Raw genomic sequence first — 20,087 nt, 5'->3', positions numbered from 1 at the left:
CCGGCCCGGTTACGGTGAAACCCGATGAAAAATCTGTTGCTGCGCCTCAATGACAGGCTCTATATGGCCTGCATCTGGGTCGCCGGGCTGTCGATCCTGGCGATTTCCCTGATCATCCCCTGGGGCGTGTTCGCCCGTTACATCCTCGGCACGGGCGCCAGTTGGCCGGAGCCCACCGCCATCCTGCTGATGATGGTCTTCACCTTTATCGGCGCCGCCGCCAGCTATCGCGCCGGCGCCCATATGGCGGTGGCGATGCTCACCGACCGCCTGCCGGCCCCGGTCAAGTCCGCGGCCTCGATCGTTTCGCAACTGTTGATGGCCAGCATGTGCCTGTTCATGACCCTCTGGGGCACCAAGCTCTGCCTGTCGACCTGGAACCAGTTCATGAGCGCCCTGCCGACCCTGCGGGTGGGCATTACCTATATGCCGATCCCGGTGGGCGGGTTCCTGACCCTGATCTTTGTCCTGGAAAAACTCCTGCTGGGTGACCAGAGCCAGCGCCGCGTGGTGCGTTTCGACCTGGTCGAAGAAAACGAAGGGGCCGCATAAATGGACGCTCTGATCCTGTTGGGCAGTTTTATCGGCTTGATCCTGATCGGCATGCCGGTCGCCTATGCGTTGGGGTTGTCGGCGCTGATCGGCGCCTGGTGGATCGATATTCCGTTCCAGGCCCTGATGATCCAGGTGGCCGGGGGCGTCAACAAGTTCTCGCTGCTGGCCATTCCCTTCTTCGTCCTGGCCGGGGCGATCATGGCCGAGGGCGGCATGTCGCGGCGGCTGGTGGCGTTCGCCGGGGTGCTGGTGGGGTTCGTGCGCGGCGGGCTGTCGCTGGTCAACATCATGGCCTCGACCTTTTTCGGCGCGATTTCCGGTTCGTCGGTGGCCGACACCGCGTCGGTGGGCTCGGTGCTGATTCCGGAAATGGAGCGCCAGGGCTACCCCCGGGACTTCTCCACCGCCGTCACGGTCAGCGGTTCGGTGCAGGCCCTGCTGACCCCGCCCAGCCATAACTCGGTGCTCTACTCCCTGGCGGCCGGCGGCACGGTGTCGATTGCCTCGCTGTTCATGGCCGGGATCGTGCCGGGGCTGCTGATGAGCGCAAGCCTGATGGTGCTGTGCCTGATCTTCGCCAAGAAGCGCAACTACCCCAAGGGCCAGGTGATCCCCCTCAGGCAGGCGCTGAAAATCTGCGGTGAGGCCCTGTGGGGCATGATGGCGATGGTGATCATCCTCGGCGGGATTCTGTCCGGGATCTTCACCGCCACCGAATCGGCGGCGATCGCTGTGCTGTGGGCGTTTTTCGTCACCATGTTCATCTACCGCGACTACAAATGGCGCGACCTGCCCAAGCTGATGCACCGCACGGTGCGCACCATTTCCATCGTGATGATCCTGATCGCCTTCGCCGCGAGCTTCGGCTACATCATGACCCTGATGCAGATTCCGGCGAAGATCACCACCGCGTTCCTCACCCTGTCGGACAACCGCTACGTGATCCTGATGTGCATCAACGTGATGTTGCTGCTGATCGGCACGGTGATGGACATGGCGCCGCTGATCCTGATCCTGACCCCGATCCTGCTGCCGGTGATTGTCGGCATCGGCGTCGACCCGGTGCAGTTCGGCATGATCATGCTGGTCAACCTGGGCATCGGCCTGATCACGCCACCGGTGGGCGCGGTACTGTTTGTCGGCTCGGCGGTGGGCAAGGTCAGTATCGAAAGCACGGTCAAGGCGCTGCTGCCGTTCTACGGCGTTCTGCTGTTGGTGCTGATGGCCGTGACCTACATCCCCGCGCTGTCGCTGTGGCTGCCAAACCTGGTGCTGTAAACCACGGTCGCCGCCCGTCGACGACGGGCGGCATTTGCCCCTCAAACCCCTTTGCCCTGGTGCCGCTGATGCTCCCCACCCTGCTCACCCTTGACGATGGAATCACCCGCCTGACCCTGGCTCCGGACATCGGCGCCAGCCTGGTCAACTGGAGTGTGTCTGCCAGCGGCCAGGCCCTGCTGCGCCACAGCGATGAAGCGGCACTGGCCAGCGGCCTGCCGGGCAAGCTCGGTTGCTACGCCCTGGCGCCCTGGTCGAACCGCATTGCCGAGGGCGGCTTCCAATGCCCCGACGGCTGGCTGGCCCTGGAGGCCAACACCCTGACCGACCCCCGACCGATTCACGGCAGCGCCTGGCAGCAGCCCTGGCAGGTGCTGGAACAGCGGCCCAACGAAGTGCTGCTGCAACTGGACAGCCACACCCCCTTCGCCTACCGCGCCCGGCAGCGGATCCGCCTCGACCAGGGGCGCCTAAGCATCGAGCTGCAGGTCACTCACCTGGCTCCAGAACCCGCCTGGCATGGGCTGGGCCTGCACCCCTATTTCCCCCGCAGCGCCCAGAGTCGCCTGCAGGCCCGGGCGCGGCAGGTGTGGCATTGCGATGAGTCGCGCCTGCCCACGCAACTGGCCGACCTGCCCGCAGCCTGGGATTTCCGGCAGCCCCAGGGCCTGCCCGAGTCACTGGTGGACAACGGCTTCAGCGGCTGGGACGGCGAATGCCTGATTATCGAGCCAGAGGCCGGTTATCAGTTGCACTGCCAGGCCAGCGGCTGTGATTACTTCCTGCTGTACTGCCCGCCCGGCAAGGATTTTTTCTGCTTCGAACCGGTCAGCCACCCGGTCAACGCCCACCACCTGCCCGGGCACCCGGGGCTGCGCCTGCTGGCGCAGGGGCAATCCATCGAACTGGGGTTCAGCCTGCACTATCAACCGCTGTAAACCCACGGATGCCTTGACGCCACCGCCTCATGCACGGCAAATAGCGCTCTGGCCGCAACCCGGCGCAACCCGTGCACCTTGAGGAACCCCGCGCCATGAAGCCTTTGAGCTTTCGAAAAATGCATGCCAACGGCGATGACTTCGTGCTCCTCGACCTTCGCGGACGCCACCAGCCGATCAACTCCGAGATCGCTCGCCAACTCGGCGATCGCCACCGTGGCATCGGCTTCAACCAATTGGCGGTGCTCAGCGACAGCGTCGAGGCCGACGCCCGACTGACCTTCTGGAATGCCGACGGCACCCCGCTCAGCACCTGCGGCAGTGCCACCCGGGGCGCAGCGGACCTGTTGATGCGGGAAACCGGCGCCACCTCCATCGAACTGCACACCGAGCGTGGCCTCCAGCACTGTGAACGCCTGGCCGACTACTCGGTGTCGGTGGAGATGGGCGTGCCCCTGTTCGACTGGCAGGATGTGCCCCTGGCGGCCGAGCACGACACCCTGGAACTGCCCATCGACGGCGCGCCGGCAGCGTGCAGCATGGGCAACCCCCATTGCAGCTTTTTTGTGACTGAGGTCGAGCAGATCGACCTGGCCCGCTTCGGCCCGCCCATGGAGCAGCACCCGCTGTTCCCGCAGAAAACCAATGTGCACCTGGTGCAGGTCATCGACCGCCAGACCATCCGCCTGCGCATCTGGGAGCGCAACGGCGCGATTCCATTGGGCTCGGGCTCATGTTCCTGCGCGGCGGCGGTCAACGGCATCCGCCGCGGCTTGCTCGACAGCCCGGTCAAGGTGCTGTGCGACGGTGGGCCGGTCAGCGTGACCTGGGATGGCCAGGGCAAGGTGCGACTGGCGGGGCCGGTGGAGAGCGTGTTTTTCGGCACCCTGCTGCTCAATGCCCGGGAGCCGGCCTAGCCCCGTTGAAGGCGGCAGGCCTTGAGCTGCCGCCCGCCCGAGCGGCCTACATCCAGCCGAGCCACTTCCACCAGGTGGCGGCAAACACCAGCATCAGCAGGTAGCCGACCAGGGTCACGATCAGGCCGACCTTGGCGAACTGGCGCGCATTGAAGGTCTCGGTGCCCAGGCACACCATGTTCTGCGGGGCGTTGATCGGCAGGATAAACCCGTAGCTGACCACAAAGCCCAGGAGCATGGTCATGCCCAGGCGGTTGAACTCGCCGGGCAGGGTCTGCAACACCGCGATCAGGATCGGCAGCAGCGCCGAGGTCAGGGCCGTGGCACTGGCAAAGCCCAGGTGGATCAGGATCAGGAAGGCAGCAAGGATCGCGAACACCGCCAGCGCGCCCACTTGATCGAGCCCGGTATGGGTCACCACCTGCCCGCCCAGCCATTGCCCGGCGTGGGTGGTGAGCAGCGCCGAACCCAGGCTGATGCCGACCCCGAACACAATCACCGTGCCCCAGGGAATCCGCGACTGCACGTCCTTCCAGGTCATGATGCCGATCCGTGGCAGCAGCAGGATCACCAGCCCGGCATAGGTGGTGGAAGTGGTGTCGAAACTGTGCAGCTTGCCCTCGGTGGCCCAGGCCAGGAGCAACAACAGCGACACGCTCAGCAGGCGCTTCTGCGGGCCGGTCATGGGGCCGATGTCCACCAGGGACTGGGCCACCGCTTCCTTGCCACCGGGGATGCTGTCGGTTTCCGGCGGCAACAGCTTGAGCACCACCCACACCAGCACCACGGACATGATCAGCGCCCAGGGCGCCCCGGCGATCAGCCAGTCGAGCCAGCTCACCCGCTCGCCGAGCATCTTGTCCATAAAACCCACGGTCAGCAGGTTCTGAGCGGCGGCGGTCTGGATCCCGACGTTCCAGATACTGGTGCCCTGGGCCACCACAATCATCAGGCCGGCGGCGATATTGGAGCGCTTGTCGACGCCGAACGCGGCAATCACCCCCATCATGATCGGCACCACGCAGGCACTGCGCGCCGTGGCGCTGGGCACCAGCAGGCTGAGGAGGATGGTCACGGCGACCGCGCCCACCAGGATCAACCGGGTGCTGGTGCCGACCCGGGTCAGGGTGATCAGGGCGATGCGCCGGTCGAGGCCGGTGTGGGTCATGGCGGCGGCAATGAACAGCGCGCCGGTGACCAGCGCCAGCGCCGAGTTGGAAAACCCGGTCAGCGCCAGGCTGATGGCCGCCGAACTGCCGTAGATCTGCGTCGGGTCCTGCAGGGTCGGCGCGGTGCCGATCAGGAACGCCATCAGCGAAGTGATCATGATTGCGCTGGCTTCGTACGACACCGCCTCGCTGATCCACACCACCACCGCGAACGCGAGGATCGCCAGCATCCGCTGCCCCGCCACCGGCAGGTCGGCCGGCAGGGGCAGCAGCAACACCGTGACCATCGCCAGCAGCGCGATCAACAGCCCCACCGGCAGGCGCACCGGGGTCTCGGGGGCTTGGGCAACAGGCGCATTCATGGGCGGGTCCTTTTCGAAATTGACAGCTTTACAGCATGCCTGAGCCGTCGGCGCAGGGCTTTGATAAAGGTCAAGCCCAAGGAAATGATCGGGCTTTAGGATCGAATAAAGCGCTCTCGGCTGTCGCCTTGCTGAACCCGTGAAAACAAAGAAATATTTTTTTACATATCTACAGATTTTTCACTTATTTGAGATCACAGTGACATCAGCGCGACAAGGAGTCGAAAGCGGCGGTATCACTCCAACCAGCAGGTGCTTTTATGGTGACAAGAAATATTAGGCTGACTTCAAGGGCGCTGCTGAGCTTTGGCGCCATCTGTATGTTGTTGATCGGTATGGGGGCAATTGCACTGTGGAAGATGGGGCAGATACACGACGCAGCGGTCGACTTGCAATCCAACTGGCTGCCCAGCGTCAGGCAGGCCACGAAAATCGAATCGGCCACCTTGCGCGTGCGCCTGGAAGCCTTGCACTACGTCACTGAAAATCCGGACCAGAAAGGCGCCTCGCGGGACAAGCTCGACAGCCTCAAATCAACCCTGACCCAGGACATCCGGGACTACGAGCATCTGGTCTCCAGCCCTGAAGAAAAAGCCAGCTACGAACGCGTCAAGCAAGGGGCCCAGGGCTACCTCGACAAACTCTCGATATTGATTGATTCCGGCACCCTCAACAGCGCCGAACAGGCCACCGCCTATGTCAACCAGGTCACGGTGCCGCTGGCCCTCGCCCTGCAAACCTCGGTCGACGAGCTGATTCAGGTCAACGAACGTGGGGCCGACCAATCGGCAACCCTGGCCGGCGATCAGTTCAACACCGGCATCACCCTGACGGCGGCGATCATCATCGTCGCGATCCTGATGACCATCCTGATTGCCACCCTGTTCACCAAAAGCATCACCCACCCGGTGCGCCTGTTGCTGGCGACCACTCAGAAAATCGCCGAAGGCGACCTGCGGGCCCAGGTCGAGGTCAGCGGCCAGGATGAACTCACCGATTTGCAGAACTCGACCCAGGCCATGCTCGACAGCCTGAAATCGACCATCCGCCATATCGCCGACTCTTCGACCCAGCTGGCCTCCGCCGCCGAGGAAATGAGCGCCATCACCCGCGAGTCGAACGCCGGTATCCAGCAACAGAGCATGGAGACCGAACAGGCCGCCACCGCCGTCACCGAAATGAGCGCGGCGGTGGATGAAGTGGCCGGCAACGCGGTGTCCAGCGCCGAGGCCTCGCAAGCCTCGGACGAGGACAGCAAGCACGGCCATTACCAGGTCAGTGAAACCATCAGTTCGATCCAGCAACTGGTGGACGAGGTGCTCGGTGCCTCGGCCCAGGCCCAGGGCCTGGCGTTGCAAGCCCAGGACATCAGCAAGGTGCTGGAGGTGATTCGCGGCATCGCCGGGCAAACCAACCTGCTGGCGCTCAACGCCGCCATCGAGGCGGCGCGGGCCGGGGAAGCCGGGCGTGGCTTTGCGGTAGTGGCCGACGAGGTGCGCTCCCTGGCCCAGCGTACCCAGGACTCCACCGAAGAAATCGAACAGATGATCACCCGCATCCAGCAAGGCACCGACACCACGGTCGGCGCCCTGCAAAGCAGCGCCGAGCAGGCCGGGCACACCCTGCAACGGGCCAATAGCGCGGGCAGTGCCCTGGAGAAAATCACCAGCGCGATCTCCCAGATCAGCCAGCGCAACCTGGTGATCGCCAGCGCCGCCGAGCAACAGGCCCTGGTGGCCCGCGACGTCGACCGCAGCCTGGTGAACATCCGCGACCTCTCGACCCAGACCGCCGCCGGCGCCACCCAGACCTCCGCCGCCAGCCAGGAGCTGTCGCGCCTGGCCATCGACCTCAACGGCCTGGTAACGCGTTTCGTGCTGTAAAGGGTCGATTAGGGTTTGCAAGGCCAAGGGCCTCTCGGCACACTCTCGCCCCCATTAGGTGAGAAGTTTGCCGTGAGCCCTGTCGATATCCTGCGCCTGCTGTCATTAGCTGCCATCTGGGGCGCGAGCTTCCTGTTTATGCGAATCATCGCGCCCGTGCTGGGCACGGTGCCCACCGCGTTTTTTCGGGTATCGATCGCTGCCGGCGGGTTGCTGGTGATCCTGGCGCTGATGCGCATCAGCTGGGATTTTCGCGGCAAGTTCAAAATCGTCCTGCTGCTCGGGATGATCAACTCGGGCATCCCCGCCACCATGTACTCCGTGGCCGCCCAGGTGCTGCCGGCCGGTTACTCGGCCATTTTCAACGCCACCACGCCGCTGATGGGCGTATTGATCGGTGGCCTGTTCTTCCATGAAAGACTCAGCCTGGCGAAGATTGCCGGGGTCTGCCTGGGCTTGTTCGGGGTCGGCATCCTGACCCGTGCCGGGCCCATGGCCTTTGACCTGCAACTGCTGCTGGGCGCCCTGTCCTGCCTGCTGGCCACCACCTGCTACGGTTTTGCCGGCTTTCTGGCACGGCGCTGGCTGGACCAGGCCGGTGGCCTCGACAGCCGTCTTGCCGCCCTGGGCAGCATGCTCGGCGCCACCTTGTTGCTGCTGCCGTTGTTCGCCTACAGCACCTTCACCCAACCGCCCGCCAGCTGGGGCGGCTGGAGCGTGTGGCTGTCGCTGCTGGGCCTGGGCCTGGTGTGCACGGCGCTGGCCTACATTCTTTACTTCCGCCTGCTGAGTTCGGTGGGCCCGGTCAAGTCGATGACCGTGACCTTCATGATTCCGCTGTTCGGGGTGTTGTGGGGGGCGTTGCTGCTGGATGAGCCGCTGTCCATGGCCCACCTCTATGGCGGGGCGCTGATCGGCGCGGCGTTGTGGCTGGTGTTGCAACCCACGGCGCTGAAAAAGCCCTGAACCTGCCGCCCTGGGCGCGGCGACAGGTGCGCACGAGCGGGCGGCCTACTCGATGATGTTGAAGTCACCCAGGTAGTCGTCGGAAATTTCCAGACCCAGGCCCGGCTTGTGGTCGTCGAGCTGGATGTAACCGTTGACCGGCTGCGGCTCGCCCTTGAACACGTAATAGAACAACTCATTGCCGACTTCGACGTCGAACACCGGGAAGAACTCGGCCATCGGCGAGGCGGTGGTGGACATCGTCAGGTGGTAGTTGTGCATCTGCCCGGCATGGGGGATCACCGGCACCGACCAGGCTTCGGCCAGGGCGTTGATCTTGCGTGCCGCGGTAATGCCGCCGACCCGGTTGGTGTCGTACTGGATCACGTCCACCGCACGCCGCTCCAGCAGGTCCTTGAAGCCATAGGAAGTGAACTCGTGCTCACCGCCGGAGATCGGCATGATGCCCATCTTCTTCAGCTCGATATAACCCTCGATGTCATCGGCGATCACCGGCTCTTCCAGCCAGCGCGGCTCGAACTCGGCCAGTTTGGGCAACATGCGGCGCGCGTATTCCAGGGTCCAGCCCATGTAGCACTCCAGCATGATGTCGATGTCCGGGCCGGCCAGCTCACGCAGGGCGCGCACTTGCTCGATGTTGCGGCGCATGCCGGCCGGGCCGTCCTTGGGGCCGTAGCCGAAGCGCATTTTCAGCGCGGTGAAACCCTGGTTCAGATAGCCCTGGGCCTCTTCCAGGAACAGGTCGAGGTTGTCGTTGGCGTACAGCTTGGAGGCGTAGGTCCAGATCTTTTCCTTGGTGCGCCCGCCCAGCAGCTTGAACACCGGCTTGTTCACCGCCTTGCCCATGATGTCCCAGATGGCGATATCGATGGCCGAGATCGCCGCCATGCCAATGCCCTTGCGGCCCCAGGCGTGACTCTGGCGGTACATCTTCTGCCAGATGTATTCGTTGTCGAACGGGTCCTCGCCGATTGCAATGGGTGCCAGGTAAGTGTCGATGATTTCCTTGGCCACCCGCGGCGCCAGGGCGCAGTTGCCGATACCAACGAGGCCGGTGTCGGTCTCGACTTCAACCACCAGCCAGCCGTGGAAACGGAACGAGCCCATGGCATCGCCACGCTCGAACAGGATGTCGCTGGCGTTGGTGCAAAAGTGCGCCTGAGGCGGGACGACTTTGCCTTTCCATTCGAAAACGCGGGTACGGATTGTTTTTATTTTCATGGATACAGTTCCTTGCTAAGGCTTGGGTAGTGTTCAGCCAACCTGGGCTGGTGTGAGCGCTGGACGCCGTTGTGGGTGAATGTCGTGTCGCGTAATGGAGGCGACTTTAGCCAGCGCTGCGGGCAGCGGCTAATCACTTATGCGTATCCGGCGATAACCCCAGGTGATAGGTAAAAGCGCTTTAGTCCCACTCGGGGTTATCGGATAAACACGCGACACGGCCTGCCGTTTTGGCTCAGAGCAGGTTGAAGTTGTAAGCCAGGATCAGACGGTTTTCGTCGAAGTTTTCCGCGAAGCTTCTACGCACACTGGAGTTGCGCCAGCGCAGGTTGAGGTTGCGCAGCGGGCCACTCTGAACGGTGTAGGCCAGCTCCAGGTCGCGCTCCCATTCTCGGCCATCGCCCAGCGTCGCGGTGTCGACATCCGAGCCACGGCTGTAACGCACCAGGCTGGTCAGGCCCGGCAGACCGAGTGCGACAAAGTTGTAGTCGTAGCGCAGTTGCCAGGAGCGTTCATCGGCATTGGAAAAGTTGTTGTTGAACATGTCGTTGGCCAGGCTCTTGCCGCTGGTGCCGGTCAGGGACATCCAGCCGGTGCCACTGCTGACCCGCTGTAAACCGGCGTAGAAGGTGTGCCCGGCAAGGTTGGCCGAGAACAGCCCGGACCACGCCTTGCTTTGGAGTGGCCCCGCCCGCGCAGCACCCACGTCACTGTCGATGAAGTAACCGAGGTTGGCGCCCAGGGTCCAGTCGCCCACAGGTTGGCGCTGGGTCAGGTTGAAATAGCGCTGGCGGTAGATGTCTTTCAGTTCGGCCTGCCACACCCCCACCACGGTGCGTTCGCTATTAAAACGGTACTCGGCGCCAAGGTAGTTGAAGCGGTCCGTGGCCTGAGCGGCGTAGCGTGCGGCCGACATGTCTTGCTCATTCGAGGAGTTGCGCAGGGTCACCGCGCGCATTTGCCCGCCATGCAGCGTCAGGCCATCGAACAGGTGCGAGGTGAACATGGCGCCGTCGAAGGTCTGCGGCAGCAGGCGCCCGTCATCGGCCCGCAGCACCGGCACATCGGGGCGCAGCTCACCGAGCTTGAGTTCGGTGTCGGCCACTTTGGCCTTGAGCGTCAGCCCGGCCCGACCATAGTCATCCGCCGCGCGACCGTCATCGTGCCTGGGCAGTAAACCGGTGCCGGTGCGGTCCGGGCTGCTGTCGAGCTTGAAGCCGGCCATGGCGCTGACATCCAGGCCAAACCCCACCAGGCCCTGGGTGTAACCCGAGCGCGCATCCAGGATAAAACCCTGGGCCCATTCCGCTGCCCGGCTTTGAGTGGCACCCGAGTCACGGAAGTCACGGTCAAAGTAGTAATTGCGCAGCAGCAGGTTGGCCGTCGCACCGTCCACAAAACCCTGCCCGGCAGCACTCGCCCACCAGGGCGGCGCGATCAGGGCTACCCCCAAGAAGCAGCGTGAAACCAGAGCGGGCACGCGATGACCGCGCACAGGGGATGAGGTGAGCATGGTGGTTGTCTCCTTGTTTTGGGCACAGCTTTGCCGCCCGGGTGCAAGGGCACCCGGAAACAGCACAGCATTGGGGTGGCTGCCGAGCAGCCGAGGTCATGCCCGCAAACAGTGGGGCATGAAAATGCGTGAATCAGGGCGGCGGCCGGTGGGCGGTTCTCCGCTCAGCGAGGGGAGACCAGGCCGGCCTTGCCGGGTTATTCGGGGGCCGGCGCAAAGGGCCCGAAACGGGCACGCCGATAACCTTCAGGGTCATTGGGGAAGTGCTCGGGAATGGCAAAGCCGGCTGGGCGCAATGCCGGGTCCGGGTAGGCGCCGACACGTTGCGGCGCGTGGCGTCGCGCCAGCTCACTGTTGACGTAGGCGGCGATGTCATACGCCTGCTCCACGCTCAGCAACGGCGCGTCGGCGCGACTGCCCAGCGGCATGTTGGCGTGAATGAAACGCGTCAACAGCGGCACCATGTACATATGGCCACCGTCGTCGTAACTGTCATCACCGGCAATGGGCGGGAACACATACCCGCCGCCCGTGGCGAAGTCCGCCGCCGGCATGCCCTGGCCGCTGGCGCCGTGGCACTGCGCGCACTGGGCAGCGAACAACTGGGCACCCTGCTGCGGGTTGGCGGCACGGGCCGGCAGCGTCAGTGGCGCCAGGCCCGCGCCGAGCATGCGTTTACCCGGCTGGGCCTCGCTGCCAAGCCAGCGCAGGTAGGCAACAATAGCCTGCATGTACGGGTGATCGGGGGTCAGCGCCACTTCGCCTTTGCCGAACATGCCGGCGATCCGCTGCTCAAGGCTGATGACCTGCATGCTCTTGGGGTCGAACTTGGGGTAATCGTTGACGGCGTTGACCAACGGCAAGGCGTAGGGCTTGCTGCCCGGCAAACCGGAGGGGCCGGCCTCATGGCAATTGACGCAATTGAGATTGTTGCGCGCCAAGCGCTGGCTGGGGTCCGCGACGCGGGGGCCGGCCAGGCGCGTGGTCTGTTGCAACAAGGCCATGCCTTGGCGGATCAGCGCCGCTTGCGGGTGCTGATCAAGTGCCTTGCTGTCCGGTATCTGCCAGGGCTGCACCGGGCGTGCCCGGTACTGCTCGACCAGCGCGGTGGCCTGGGCCGTAGTCAGCGCGGGCTCGCCAGCCAACACCGGGCTCAAGCCCTGCAACAGGCCGACGGTGCCCAGGATCACGCCTGAACCCACGCGGCAAAGAATTCGTAACATGTCTGGCTCGCTTTTATTGTTATAGGCCATGGGTCCGACGCCTGACTGACAGGCGCCGAACCAACCGTTACCGCAGGCGCAGCGGGGACGCTAAGCCGTCGGTCGCGGTGCGCCACGGGTGTTGAGCGCGATGCTGTACAGCGAGGTGGAGGCGCTGATGAACAGCACATCACTCAACGCCCCGCCAAAGGTGCAATTGGAAATCTTCTCCGGCACATGGATCTTGCCCAGTCGACAGCCCTCGGCGTCGAACACCTGGATGCTGTCGCTGGAACTGACGTACAGCCAGCCTTGCTGATCCAGGCGAAAGCCGTCCGGCAGCCCGGGTTCAATCACGGCGAACACTCGGCCATTGGCCAGGCGGCTGCCCTCCAGTACATCGAACACGCGGATGTGATGGCAGCCCTGCGGGTCGTGCGAGGCCGAGGTGTCCGAGATATACAGCCGCGACTCGTCCACGGAAAACGCCAGGCCATTGGGCTTTTCAAAATCCGTGGCGACCCGGCTCAGTTCCTGGCTGGCGGGGTCGAAGCGGTACACATGGCAACCGTCCTGCTCGCTGTCGGCCTTGTAGCCTTCGCGGTCACTCATGATTCCGTAGGCCGGGTCGCTGAACCAGATACTGCCGTCAGACTTGACCACCAGGTCGTTGGGCGAATTCAGGCGCCCGCCCTGGTAGCGGTCGACCAGCACCCTGACCTGGCCATCGTGTTCAGTGCGCGAAATACAACGCCGGCCATGCTCACATGTCACCTGGCGGCCCTCACCATCCAGGCTGTTACCGTTGCTGAAATTCGAAGGTTGGCGAAACACCTCGACCCCCGTCTCAGCGGACCAACGCAGCATGCGGTTGTTGGGGATGTCGCTCCAGACCAGGCTCTGCTGCGCCGCCAGCCAGACCGGACCCTCGCCCCACTCAGCCCCGGTATAGAGCCGTTGCAGCTGGCTATTGGGGCCTAGGATCTGCTGCATGCGCGGGTCAAACATCTCGATATCAGTCATGGAGGAGGCCCTCAGCGCTGCCAGATTCTTCGATAGGCCGCGGCGTAGCCGTTGTCCGGGTCAAAGGTGTTACGCGGGCCACCGTCGACCTTGATGTTATCGGCGGTCACCAGGTGCACGGCGGTCACGTAATTGCTCGGCGGGCTGCCGGCGAACGCGCGGTTAAGTTCATCAACCAACTGCCAGCCGTGTAGCTGGACCGGCTCGGGCACTGTCGCGGCCTGGTAGCGCGACTGGCGAATACGCTGGTAGGCGGACTCGCTGCCATCGCCGGCCGACAGGCTCAGCGGCGGCTGGTTCGGCGCCCGCCCCAGGCGACTCAAGGCCGGGCCAATAAAGTCGAAGTACAGGTCGTTGATGCCCAGGGTGTAATTCCAGCGTTCACCAAAGCGCTGCAACAGCGAGGTGGTGAGTTGCGGCATGCGCGACGAGGTTTCCGCCAGCGGCGAGTCTTCCAGGGCCAGCAGGCTGCAGCCGGCACACTGTTTGATCACCTCGGCCATGGCATCGGACTTGGCCGTCGCCACGGCGTACAACGAGTCCGTCAGAATCACCACCCCGGCCGTGCCCTGGGATTGCGCAACGGCGTAGTAGGCGGCGATCTTGGCCACTTCGGTCGGGTCGGTGGTGATGTTGACGAACAGCCCCTCCTCCGGCATCGCCCCAGCCTTGGGCCCGGCGTGCCAGCCCAGCAGCGGAATGCCGGCGGCGCGTACCTTGGCAATGGTGCTGAGCTGCTCGCGGGCATCAAAGCCGCCGAGGATGATGCCATCGGGCTTGAGCACAATGGCTTGGTTCAGCGCGGCGGTACGCCCTGAAACACTGCCCTGGCCATCCAGGGTCCGCAGCTTCCAGCCCATCACCTGGGTCGCCGCCTGCACCCCTTCACTGACCCCCAGCACCCCACTGTTGCGCAGGTCCGAGGCCACAAAAACAATCTGCTTGTCGGCCTGGGCCACCGGGCCAGTGGTTGGCCCCTCCCAGGTGGCCCAGGGTTGAGTGGCCGCGCTGATGCGCTGCCGAGCCTGATCGACAAATTCATCGGCAAGCGCGTAACTCGCGCAACCCAAGGTCAGCACGGCAAGCAGCAGGGCCCGCCCAGGAACATTCATGGTCATGGTTAGATTCTCCAACAGCACGGCAAAAGGGGGTGGACGACTCAGGATTTGCCCGGTGCGTTACGCACTCGAGTACGCCGGCGCCCGGCATAACCGGCAATGCCGATGGCTAGCAGCAACGTGACGCCGTTGAATAGCGGCTCGACAAAAAACGCCCCGCCCAGTTGCTGGATCCCGGCGATGCCCACCGCGAGCACGCCCACGCCGATCAAGGTGCCCCAGACGTTGACCCGCCCCGGACGGATGGTGGTCGAGCCCAGAAACGCCCCCACCAGTGCCGGCAACAGGAACTCCAGGCCGACGCTGGCCTGGCCGATTTGCAAGCGTGAGGCCAGCAACACCCCGGCAAACGCGGTGAGCACACCAGAGCCCATAAACGCCCCAATCACAAAACGCCGCGTCGCGATGCCGTTGAGTTGTGCCGCGCGCGGGTTGGCGCCAATGGCATACAGAAAGCGCCCGATGGGCAAAAACTCGGTGACGATCCACAGCAGCACAGCCAGGGCCAACACGTAAAACGCGCAGATCGGCAACCCCAGCAGCGTCGCGCCATTGAGCAGCAGGAAGCCCTCGGGCAACTCGCCGAACACCTGGCGCCCACCGCTGTGCCACAGCGCCACGGCATACACCACGGTGCCGGTGCCGAGGGTGGCGATAAACGAATCGATCTTGGCCATCTCCACCAGCAAGCCGTTGAGAAAGCCAAACACCAGGCCCGCCGCCAACACCAGCAGCACCGAGGCTTGCCAGGAAAAGCCGTAGCGGGTCTGCAGGCTGATCACCAGGATGTGCCACAAGACGATGCCGTAGCCCACCGTCAGATCGATTTTATTGGTCAGCATCGGCACCATGGCCGCCAAGGCCAGAATCGCGATGATCACCTTGTCGCCAAGGATCGAGTTGAGGTTGAGCAAGGTGGCGAAGGTGTCTGGTAGCAGCAGCGAAAAAAACCCGATCAGCAGCAACAACAAGACCGGCATGCCGTAGATCGGCAGCACACGTGAGAAGTCTCTGGACAGCGCCCTAGGGCTGACGACCGGGGCAGAATTATCGGCGTTCATGGCATTCCTTATTATCGTTATTGACACATGCACAGCGCGCTGCCGACAGGCAGCCAGCCCTGGGATCAGCCCAGCGGTTCGCCGGCCGACGCGTGTTGCAACAGGCTGTTGACCGAGAGCTGAGCCTGGGGCAAGTCCGCCACCACCTGGGAGCGGCTGAACACCAGGGCGCGGTGGGCGATGTTCGCCACCTCCTCGAAGTCGGTGGAGATCAACAGCACCGCCAGGCCTTTTTCCAGCGCGCGCTGCACCAGCCGGTAAATGTCGGCCTTGGCCCCCACGTCGACCCCGGCGGTGGGCTCTTCGAGAATCAGCACCCGCTCGGTGATTTCCAGCCAGCGCGCCATCACGACCTTTTGCTGATTACCGCCGCTGAGGGTTTCAATCGCACATTCGGTGGCACAGGGGCGCACGTCGAAACGTCGCACCAGCTCATCGGCCTGCTGGCGCTCGCGCTCCGGGGAGATCCAGCCAAACAGGCCCAGGCCGCTGGCCAGTGGGTTGAGGAAGAGGTTTTCGCGCACCGACATCGACATCGGCAGCGACTCGGCGCAGCGGTCTCCGGCCACCAGGCCCAGCCCGCGCTGCATCGCCGCCGCTGGCGAAGTGGTACGCAGCTCAGTGCCTTCAAGCAACACCTCACCCCCTTCAATCGCTTGTAAACCGAACAAGGCCCGCCCCACCTGCTCCTGCCCGGCGCCGCGCAAACCGGCCAAGGCGAGGATCTCCCCGGCATGCAGCTCAAAGGACAAGCCTTGCAAGGACCCGGAGCGCAACCCCGTAACCGACAACATCAAGCGCCCGTGGCTGGCGGGCGCCGCGCGGTACAACTGCTCGGGCTCGCGGCCGACGATCTGGCGGACCACGTCTTGCGGGTCGGTGTCGGCGATCGCCTTGCGGCACACCAGACGCCCATCGCGCATCACCGCCACCTGGTCGGCCACACGGAAAATTTCGTCCAAACGGTGCGAGACATAGATCATGCCCACGCCGTTGGCCTGCAGGCGCTTGAGCACCGTGAACAGACGCTCGGCATCGTCGGCCGGCAAGCTAGCGGTGGGCTCGTCGAGCACCAGCAAGCGGGCGTCCATGGCCAATGCCCGGGCAATCGCCACCAGGGATTTTTGCGTACGTTCAAGCTCCCCGACCGGTGTTTGCGGGTCGATGCTGTCGTCGACCAGGGCCAGCGCCTGGCACGCCTTGCGCCGCACGCTGGCCCAGTCGATCAGGCCGAAGCGCCGCGCAAAGCCGCAACTGAACGCAATGTTTTCCGCGGCGCTGAGGGAGTCGATCAACCCCAGGTCCTGGTGAATAAAGGCGATGCCTCGACGGTCGGCCTCGTTTTCCACCGGGCGCCCGTTGAACAGAATGCGGCCGCTGTCCAGGCTGTGGACGCCCGCCAGCAGCTTGATCAGCGTCGACTTGCCGGCCCCATTCTCCCCCAGCAAGGCCAAAACACTGCCGGCCTCGACTTGCAGGTCGACCTGATTGACCGCCTGGGTGCCGCCAAACCGTTTGCAGACATTTTCGAAGTGCAGCAGCGGGACAGACGCCGGCTGCAAGCGCTCAGTGAGTGCGTTCATATTCAACCCTTCACTTAAGTGTGGGAGGTGTGTGTCACGGCAGTTCAATGCGGTAAAAACGCATCGCGTTACGCCAAAAAAACGCCTCGCGTTGACCGGCGTCGTAACCGTCCAGCAGTTGGTCCATGGCCTGGACCCAATCGTCATAACCGATGCGCAGGCGTGACACCGGATAGTTGCTGGCAAACAGGCAACGCTCGATACCGAACAGCGCCAGGGTTTGCTCGATCACGCCGCGGTTGCCGGCCAGCGTCCAGGGCGTATCGCGCAGCCCGAGCTCGGAGACCTTGACCGAAACGTTCGGCTGCGCCGCCAGGGCCTGCATACCCCGCTGCCAACCGGCGAGGCCGGCGGCACTGCGGTCCCAGGGGAACCCCAGGTGGTTGAGCACGATCGGCACCTGAGGGAACATCGCCGCCACTTCGGCGGCCTCCTCCAGGTGCCAATACGGCACGCGTAAATCCCAGGACAACCCATGCTCGGCCAGCAGGCTGAAGCCGCGTAGCCAGGCCTCGTCCTGCATGCTGCCCGGCAGGCCACGCACACTCTGCAGCGAGGCCGGGTCTGGCGCGGTCACAGGTTTGCTGCGAATACCGCGCAGCAGTGGGTACTCGAGGTGGCGCCCCAGTACCTCCTCGCACTCGGCGCCGTGGAACCACACATGCGCCACCACCGCATTCGGAAAGCCGTAACGCGCATGTTGTTCATGCACCCAACGGGTTTCGGCCACCTGGTCGCTGCGGTCGTGCTCGGCCTCGCAATGCACGGTCGCCAGCACGCGATGCCGGGCACTGTCGGCCAGGTAGTCCGGCGGCAGGTAGCTGCGCCGCAGGCTGGCGTAGTCGCCCAGAAAAAAGTCCGCGTGCCCAGGTTCCTCAAGCCAGGGGTAACGGTGGCGGTCCAGGTCCCAGAGGTGATGGTGCGCGTCGATCAAGGTGATCGGCGCAGGGCCCTGGGCCTCGTTCCCAAGGCCCTGACGCTCACGAAGGCTGGCGATCATGCGGCTCTCCCGGCGACTCAGCGCACGATGACTTGGGACACATCCGGCTCGAGCAGGGTTTCGAAGTAACGCTCGAAGGTCCAGGTGTTGAGGTCGAGCATGCCCACGCGCTGATCCTTGAGGGTGACGAATGCCAGGTCACGGGTCGGGTGCAGGCTCATGGCAATCGCGTTGCTGTCCAGCTCGACCCGGCGCAACTCCTGCAAGTCGCTGTTGAACACCGAGATCGAATGCTCGGCATAGTTGGTCACGTAGAGCCGGTCCTGGCGGTCGCGGTAGATGCGCGTCGGGTCGGCCCCGGTGCGGCCGCGATGAATCACTTGCAGGGTCTCGACATCCACCGCGACGATGCTGTTATCGCCACGGGTGGTCACATACAAGATGCGTTCGTCGCGGCTGAAACAGTTGCCTTCAGGCTGGCTGCCCGGCTGTAGAGGCAGCGGCGCAACCGTTGGGTCCTGGGGCTTGAGGCGGGTCACGGTGTTGCTCAACAGGTTCAAGGCAAAGGCGGTTTCACCGTCACGGGTGAGGGCCACCAGGTGGCTCTTGTAGCCACCTGAAGGCACGGCACGGTCTGGTACGTCGCGCAGGTGCGGCTCATCGAAAATCAGCAGCGTGGAATCACCTTCGCTGAGCACATAGAGGCGGTCCTGCTGGTCCATTGCCAGGCCGTGTGGACGCCGATACGGCCAGATGCTCAGGGTGCGCACATGCTCGCCCCGCTCCAGGTCGATGACAAACACCGAGCAACCGCCCTCGCCCTGATGGCTGGAGGTTTCGATACCGTAGTGGCCGACGTAGGCGTAGCGGTTCTGCGAATCCACCACGAACTCGTGGGGGAAGTCCGGCAGGCGGATGTGCCTGATCGCTTCACCGGTGGCGACGTCGTAGAAGCTGAAGGTGTGGGCGCACTTTTGCACCAGCAAGAGAATTTCCTGACTCATGGTTTGACTCCTCATTGTTCGTTGGTTTGCCCCAGGCTCAGGCCCGGTCACATTTGCCAGGCAGGATCATCGCCAGCAGCGCGGCGATCGCCACCGACAGGGCAAGGCTGTAGACGCCGATGTTCTGGTCGAACTGAGTGATCAGCACACCGACGATGTAAGGTCCGCAAAAGCCCCCCAGGTTACCCAGGGCATTGATCACCCCACGGGCACCACCGGCCACTTCGGCGCTGAATAGCTTGGCCGGAATGGTCCAAAACACTCCGGCTGCCGATTGCAGGAACACCCCACACCCCACCAGCGCGGCAAACGACAGCCAGATGTTCTCGCGCAGCATCACCGACAGCATCAGGCACAGGGCAAAACAGCTCAGGGGCAGTGCGATGAACAGCTTGCGCTTGCCACTGCGATCGGAAAGGTTGGAGAACAGCAGCATGCCAAACATCGCCCCCAGGTACGGCAGGACCGCGAGCATGCCCACTTTGCCCATGCCACTGTGGGTCAGGTCTTTGAGGATGGTCGGCAACCAGAGGGTGTAGCCATAGATGCCGGCCTGGTAGAAGAAATTCAGCCCGATCAAGTGCCACATCGTGCGGTCACGCAGTACGGTTTTCAGCGAGGCATTGGCCACCTGCGTGCCACGGATCGCTTCCTGTTCGGCACGCAGTGTGTTGATCAGGTAGTCGCGCTCTCGCTCGGAAATCCACTTGGCTTCCTGCGGACGGTCACTCACGGTCAGCAACCACAAGCCCATCACCACCGCCGACAGCAGCCCTTCGATGATGAACAGCATGCGCCAGTCAAGAATGGCAATGATCCAACCGGACAACGGCGCGGTGATGATCCCGGCCAGGGGCACGAACATGATGACCATGGCGTTGGCCCGGCCACGCTCCTTCTCCGGGAACCAGTTGCTGATCATCGTCAGCACCACCGGCAGCATGCCGCCCTCGGCCACCCCCAGGGCGAAGCGCAGAAACAGCAGCTGGTACTGGTTGGTGACAAGCCCGGTCAAGATGGAAATCAGCGCCCAGGCGAGCAACGACCAGCCGATGAATTTTTTACCGCTGCCATGCACCGCCAGCTTGCCGCCGGGCACTTGCAAAAACAGGTAGCCGATGAAAAAGATCCCGCCGGCCAGGCCGATCATGCTCGCCGACGAGCCGAGTTCGGCCGCCATGCCACCGGGCATGGCGAAGGCGATGTTGATCCGGTCCATATAGGAAATGATGCAGGTGATCAGGATCGGTGGAATAACCCTCAGCCACCGCTGATCCAGGATCGCCGGGGAATTGGCGATCGTTAATGTGCTGCTCTTCATGATCTGATCCCACTTGTTATTTTTTTTATGGAA

The 20,087-nt window shown here is 63.8% G+C and carries 17 protein-coding genes and 1 pseudogene; 7 read left to right on the top strand and 11 right to left on the bottom strand.

What is annotated here, in order from left to right; genetic code table 11:
• Nucleotides 1–24: 24 nt before the first annotated feature.
• The 4 genes from CF161_RS30805 to dapF all read left to right on the top strand — a co-directional run bounded on the left by CF161_RS30805 (nt 25) and on the right by dapF (nt 3,688).
• The gene (locus CF161_RS30805; protein WP_020300552.1) at nt 25–552 is read left to right on the top strand and encodes a TRAP transporter small permease; all 528 of its coding nucleotides are present in this window, start codon (nt 25–27) and stop codon (nt 550–552) included.
• Nucleotides 553–1,833, top strand: coding sequence for a TRAP transporter large permease (locus CF161_RS30800; protein ID WP_020300551.1), 1,281 nt, complete (start codon nt 553–555; stop codon nt 1,831–1,833).
• Nucleotides 1,834–1,901: 68 nt separating this feature from the next.
• A complete protein-coding gene (locus CF161_RS30795; RefSeq protein ID WP_020300550.1) occupies nt 1,902–2,771 on the top strand; it encodes an aldose 1-epimerase in 870 nt (289 codons plus the stop codon).
• Between the two features lie 95 nt (nt 2,772–2,866).
• Nucleotides 2,867–3,688: a diaminopimelate epimerase gene (gene dapF, locus CF161_RS30790; RefSeq protein ID WP_020300549.1), complete on the top strand. Its 822-nt coding sequence runs from the start codon at nt 2,867–2,869 to the stop codon at nt 3,686–3,688.
• 46 nt (nt 3,689–3,734) lie between these two features.
• On the opposite strand, the gene CF161_RS30785 is transcribed toward dapF, so the two are convergent.
• Nucleotides 3,735–5,219, bottom strand: a complete 1,485-nt coding sequence (locus CF161_RS30785; protein WP_020300548.1) for a DASS family sodium-coupled anion symporter — start codon at nt 5,217–5,219, stop codon at nt 3,735–3,737.
• 260 nt (nt 5,220–5,479) lie between these two features.
• Between CF161_RS30785 and CF161_RS33840 the strand changes: the two are divergent.
• The 3 genes and pseudogenes from CF161_RS33840 to CF161_RS30775 form a co-directional block, all read left to right on the top strand.
• Nucleotides 5,480–5,998: pseudogene (locus tag CF161_RS33840) on the top strand (MCP four helix bundle domain-containing protein); the annotation flags it as partial.
• Between the two features lie 15 nt (nt 5,999–6,013).
• Nucleotides 6,014–7,102 carry a methyl-accepting chemotaxis protein gene (locus CF161_RS30780; RefSeq protein ID WP_371106563.1) on the top strand — a complete coding sequence of 363 codons (1,089 nt, stop codon included), beginning with the start codon at nt 6,014–6,016 and terminating at the stop codon, nt 7,100–7,102.
• 72 nt (nt 7,103–7,174) lie between these two features.
• Nucleotides 7,175–8,068 (top strand): DMT family transporter, encoded by an 894-nt coding sequence (locus CF161_RS30775; protein WP_020300546.1) that lies wholly within the window; start codon nt 7,175–7,177, stop codon nt 8,066–8,068.
• 45 nt (nt 8,069–8,113) lie between these two features.
• Here CF161_RS30775 and CF161_RS30770 read toward each other — a convergent pair whose 3' ends face one another.
• From CF161_RS30770 to CF161_RS30725, 10 genes are all read right to left on the bottom strand, one after another.
• Nucleotides 8,114–9,289 (bottom strand): L-rhamnonate dehydratase, encoded by a 1,176-nt coding sequence (locus CF161_RS30770; RefSeq protein WP_020300545.1) that lies wholly within the window; start codon nt 9,287–9,289, stop codon nt 8,114–8,116.
• Between the two features lie 235 nt (nt 9,290–9,524).
• Entirely contained in the window at nt 9,525–10,802 is a 1,278-nt protein-coding gene (locus CF161_RS30765; protein WP_020300544.1) for an OprD family porin, read from the bottom strand.
• 197 nt (nt 10,803–10,999) lie between these two features.
• Nucleotides 11,000–12,025, bottom strand: coding sequence for a c-type cytochrome (locus CF161_RS30760; RefSeq protein ID WP_177326819.1), 1,026 nt, complete (start codon nt 12,023–12,025; stop codon nt 11,000–11,002).
• 90 nt (nt 12,026–12,115) lie between these two features.
• Complete coding sequence (locus CF161_RS30755) at nt 12,116–13,027, bottom strand: SMP-30/gluconolactonase/LRE family protein (protein WP_020300542.1); 912 nt, start codon at nt 13,025–13,027, stop codon at nt 12,116–12,118.
• An 11-nt stretch (nt 13,028–13,038) separates the two neighbouring features.
• Entirely contained in the window at nt 13,039–14,145 is a 1,107-nt protein-coding gene (locus tag CF161_RS30750; RefSeq protein ID WP_020300541.1) for a substrate-binding domain-containing protein, read from the bottom strand.
• Between the two features lie 41 nt (nt 14,146–14,186).
• Nucleotides 14,187–15,206: an ABC transporter permease gene (locus CF161_RS30745; protein WP_052027236.1), complete on the bottom strand. Its 1,020-nt coding sequence runs from the start codon at nt 15,204–15,206 to the stop codon at nt 14,187–14,189.
• Between the two features lie 65 nt (nt 15,207–15,271).
• Nucleotides 15,272–16,789, bottom strand: coding sequence for a sugar ABC transporter ATP-binding protein (locus tag CF161_RS30740; RefSeq protein WP_020300539.1), 1,518 nt, complete (start codon nt 16,787–16,789; stop codon nt 15,272–15,274).
• A 34-nt stretch (nt 16,790–16,823) separates the two neighbouring features.
• Nucleotides 16,824–17,789, bottom strand: a complete 966-nt coding sequence (locus CF161_RS30735) for an amidohydrolase (RefSeq protein WP_020300538.1) — start codon at nt 17,787–17,789, stop codon at nt 16,824–16,826.
• A 17-nt stretch (nt 17,790–17,806) separates the two neighbouring features.
• A complete protein-coding gene (locus CF161_RS30730; protein WP_020300537.1) occupies nt 17,807–18,733 on the bottom strand; it encodes a YncE family protein in 927 nt (308 codons plus the stop codon).
• 37 nt (nt 18,734–18,770) lie between these two features.
• Complete coding sequence (locus CF161_RS30725) at nt 18,771–20,054, bottom strand: MFS transporter (protein WP_020300536.1); 1,284 nt, start codon at nt 20,052–20,054, stop codon at nt 18,771–18,773.
• Between the last annotated feature and the right edge of the window lie 33 nt (nt 20,055–20,087).

Source organism: Pseudomonas sp. CF161 (assembly GCF_000416215.1).
GTDB lineage: Bacteria > Pseudomonadota > Gammaproteobacteria > Pseudomonadales > Pseudomonadaceae > Aquipseudomonas.
Note: the sequence above shows the minus strand (reverse complement) of the source record. Positions and strands in the feature narration are given on the sequence as shown.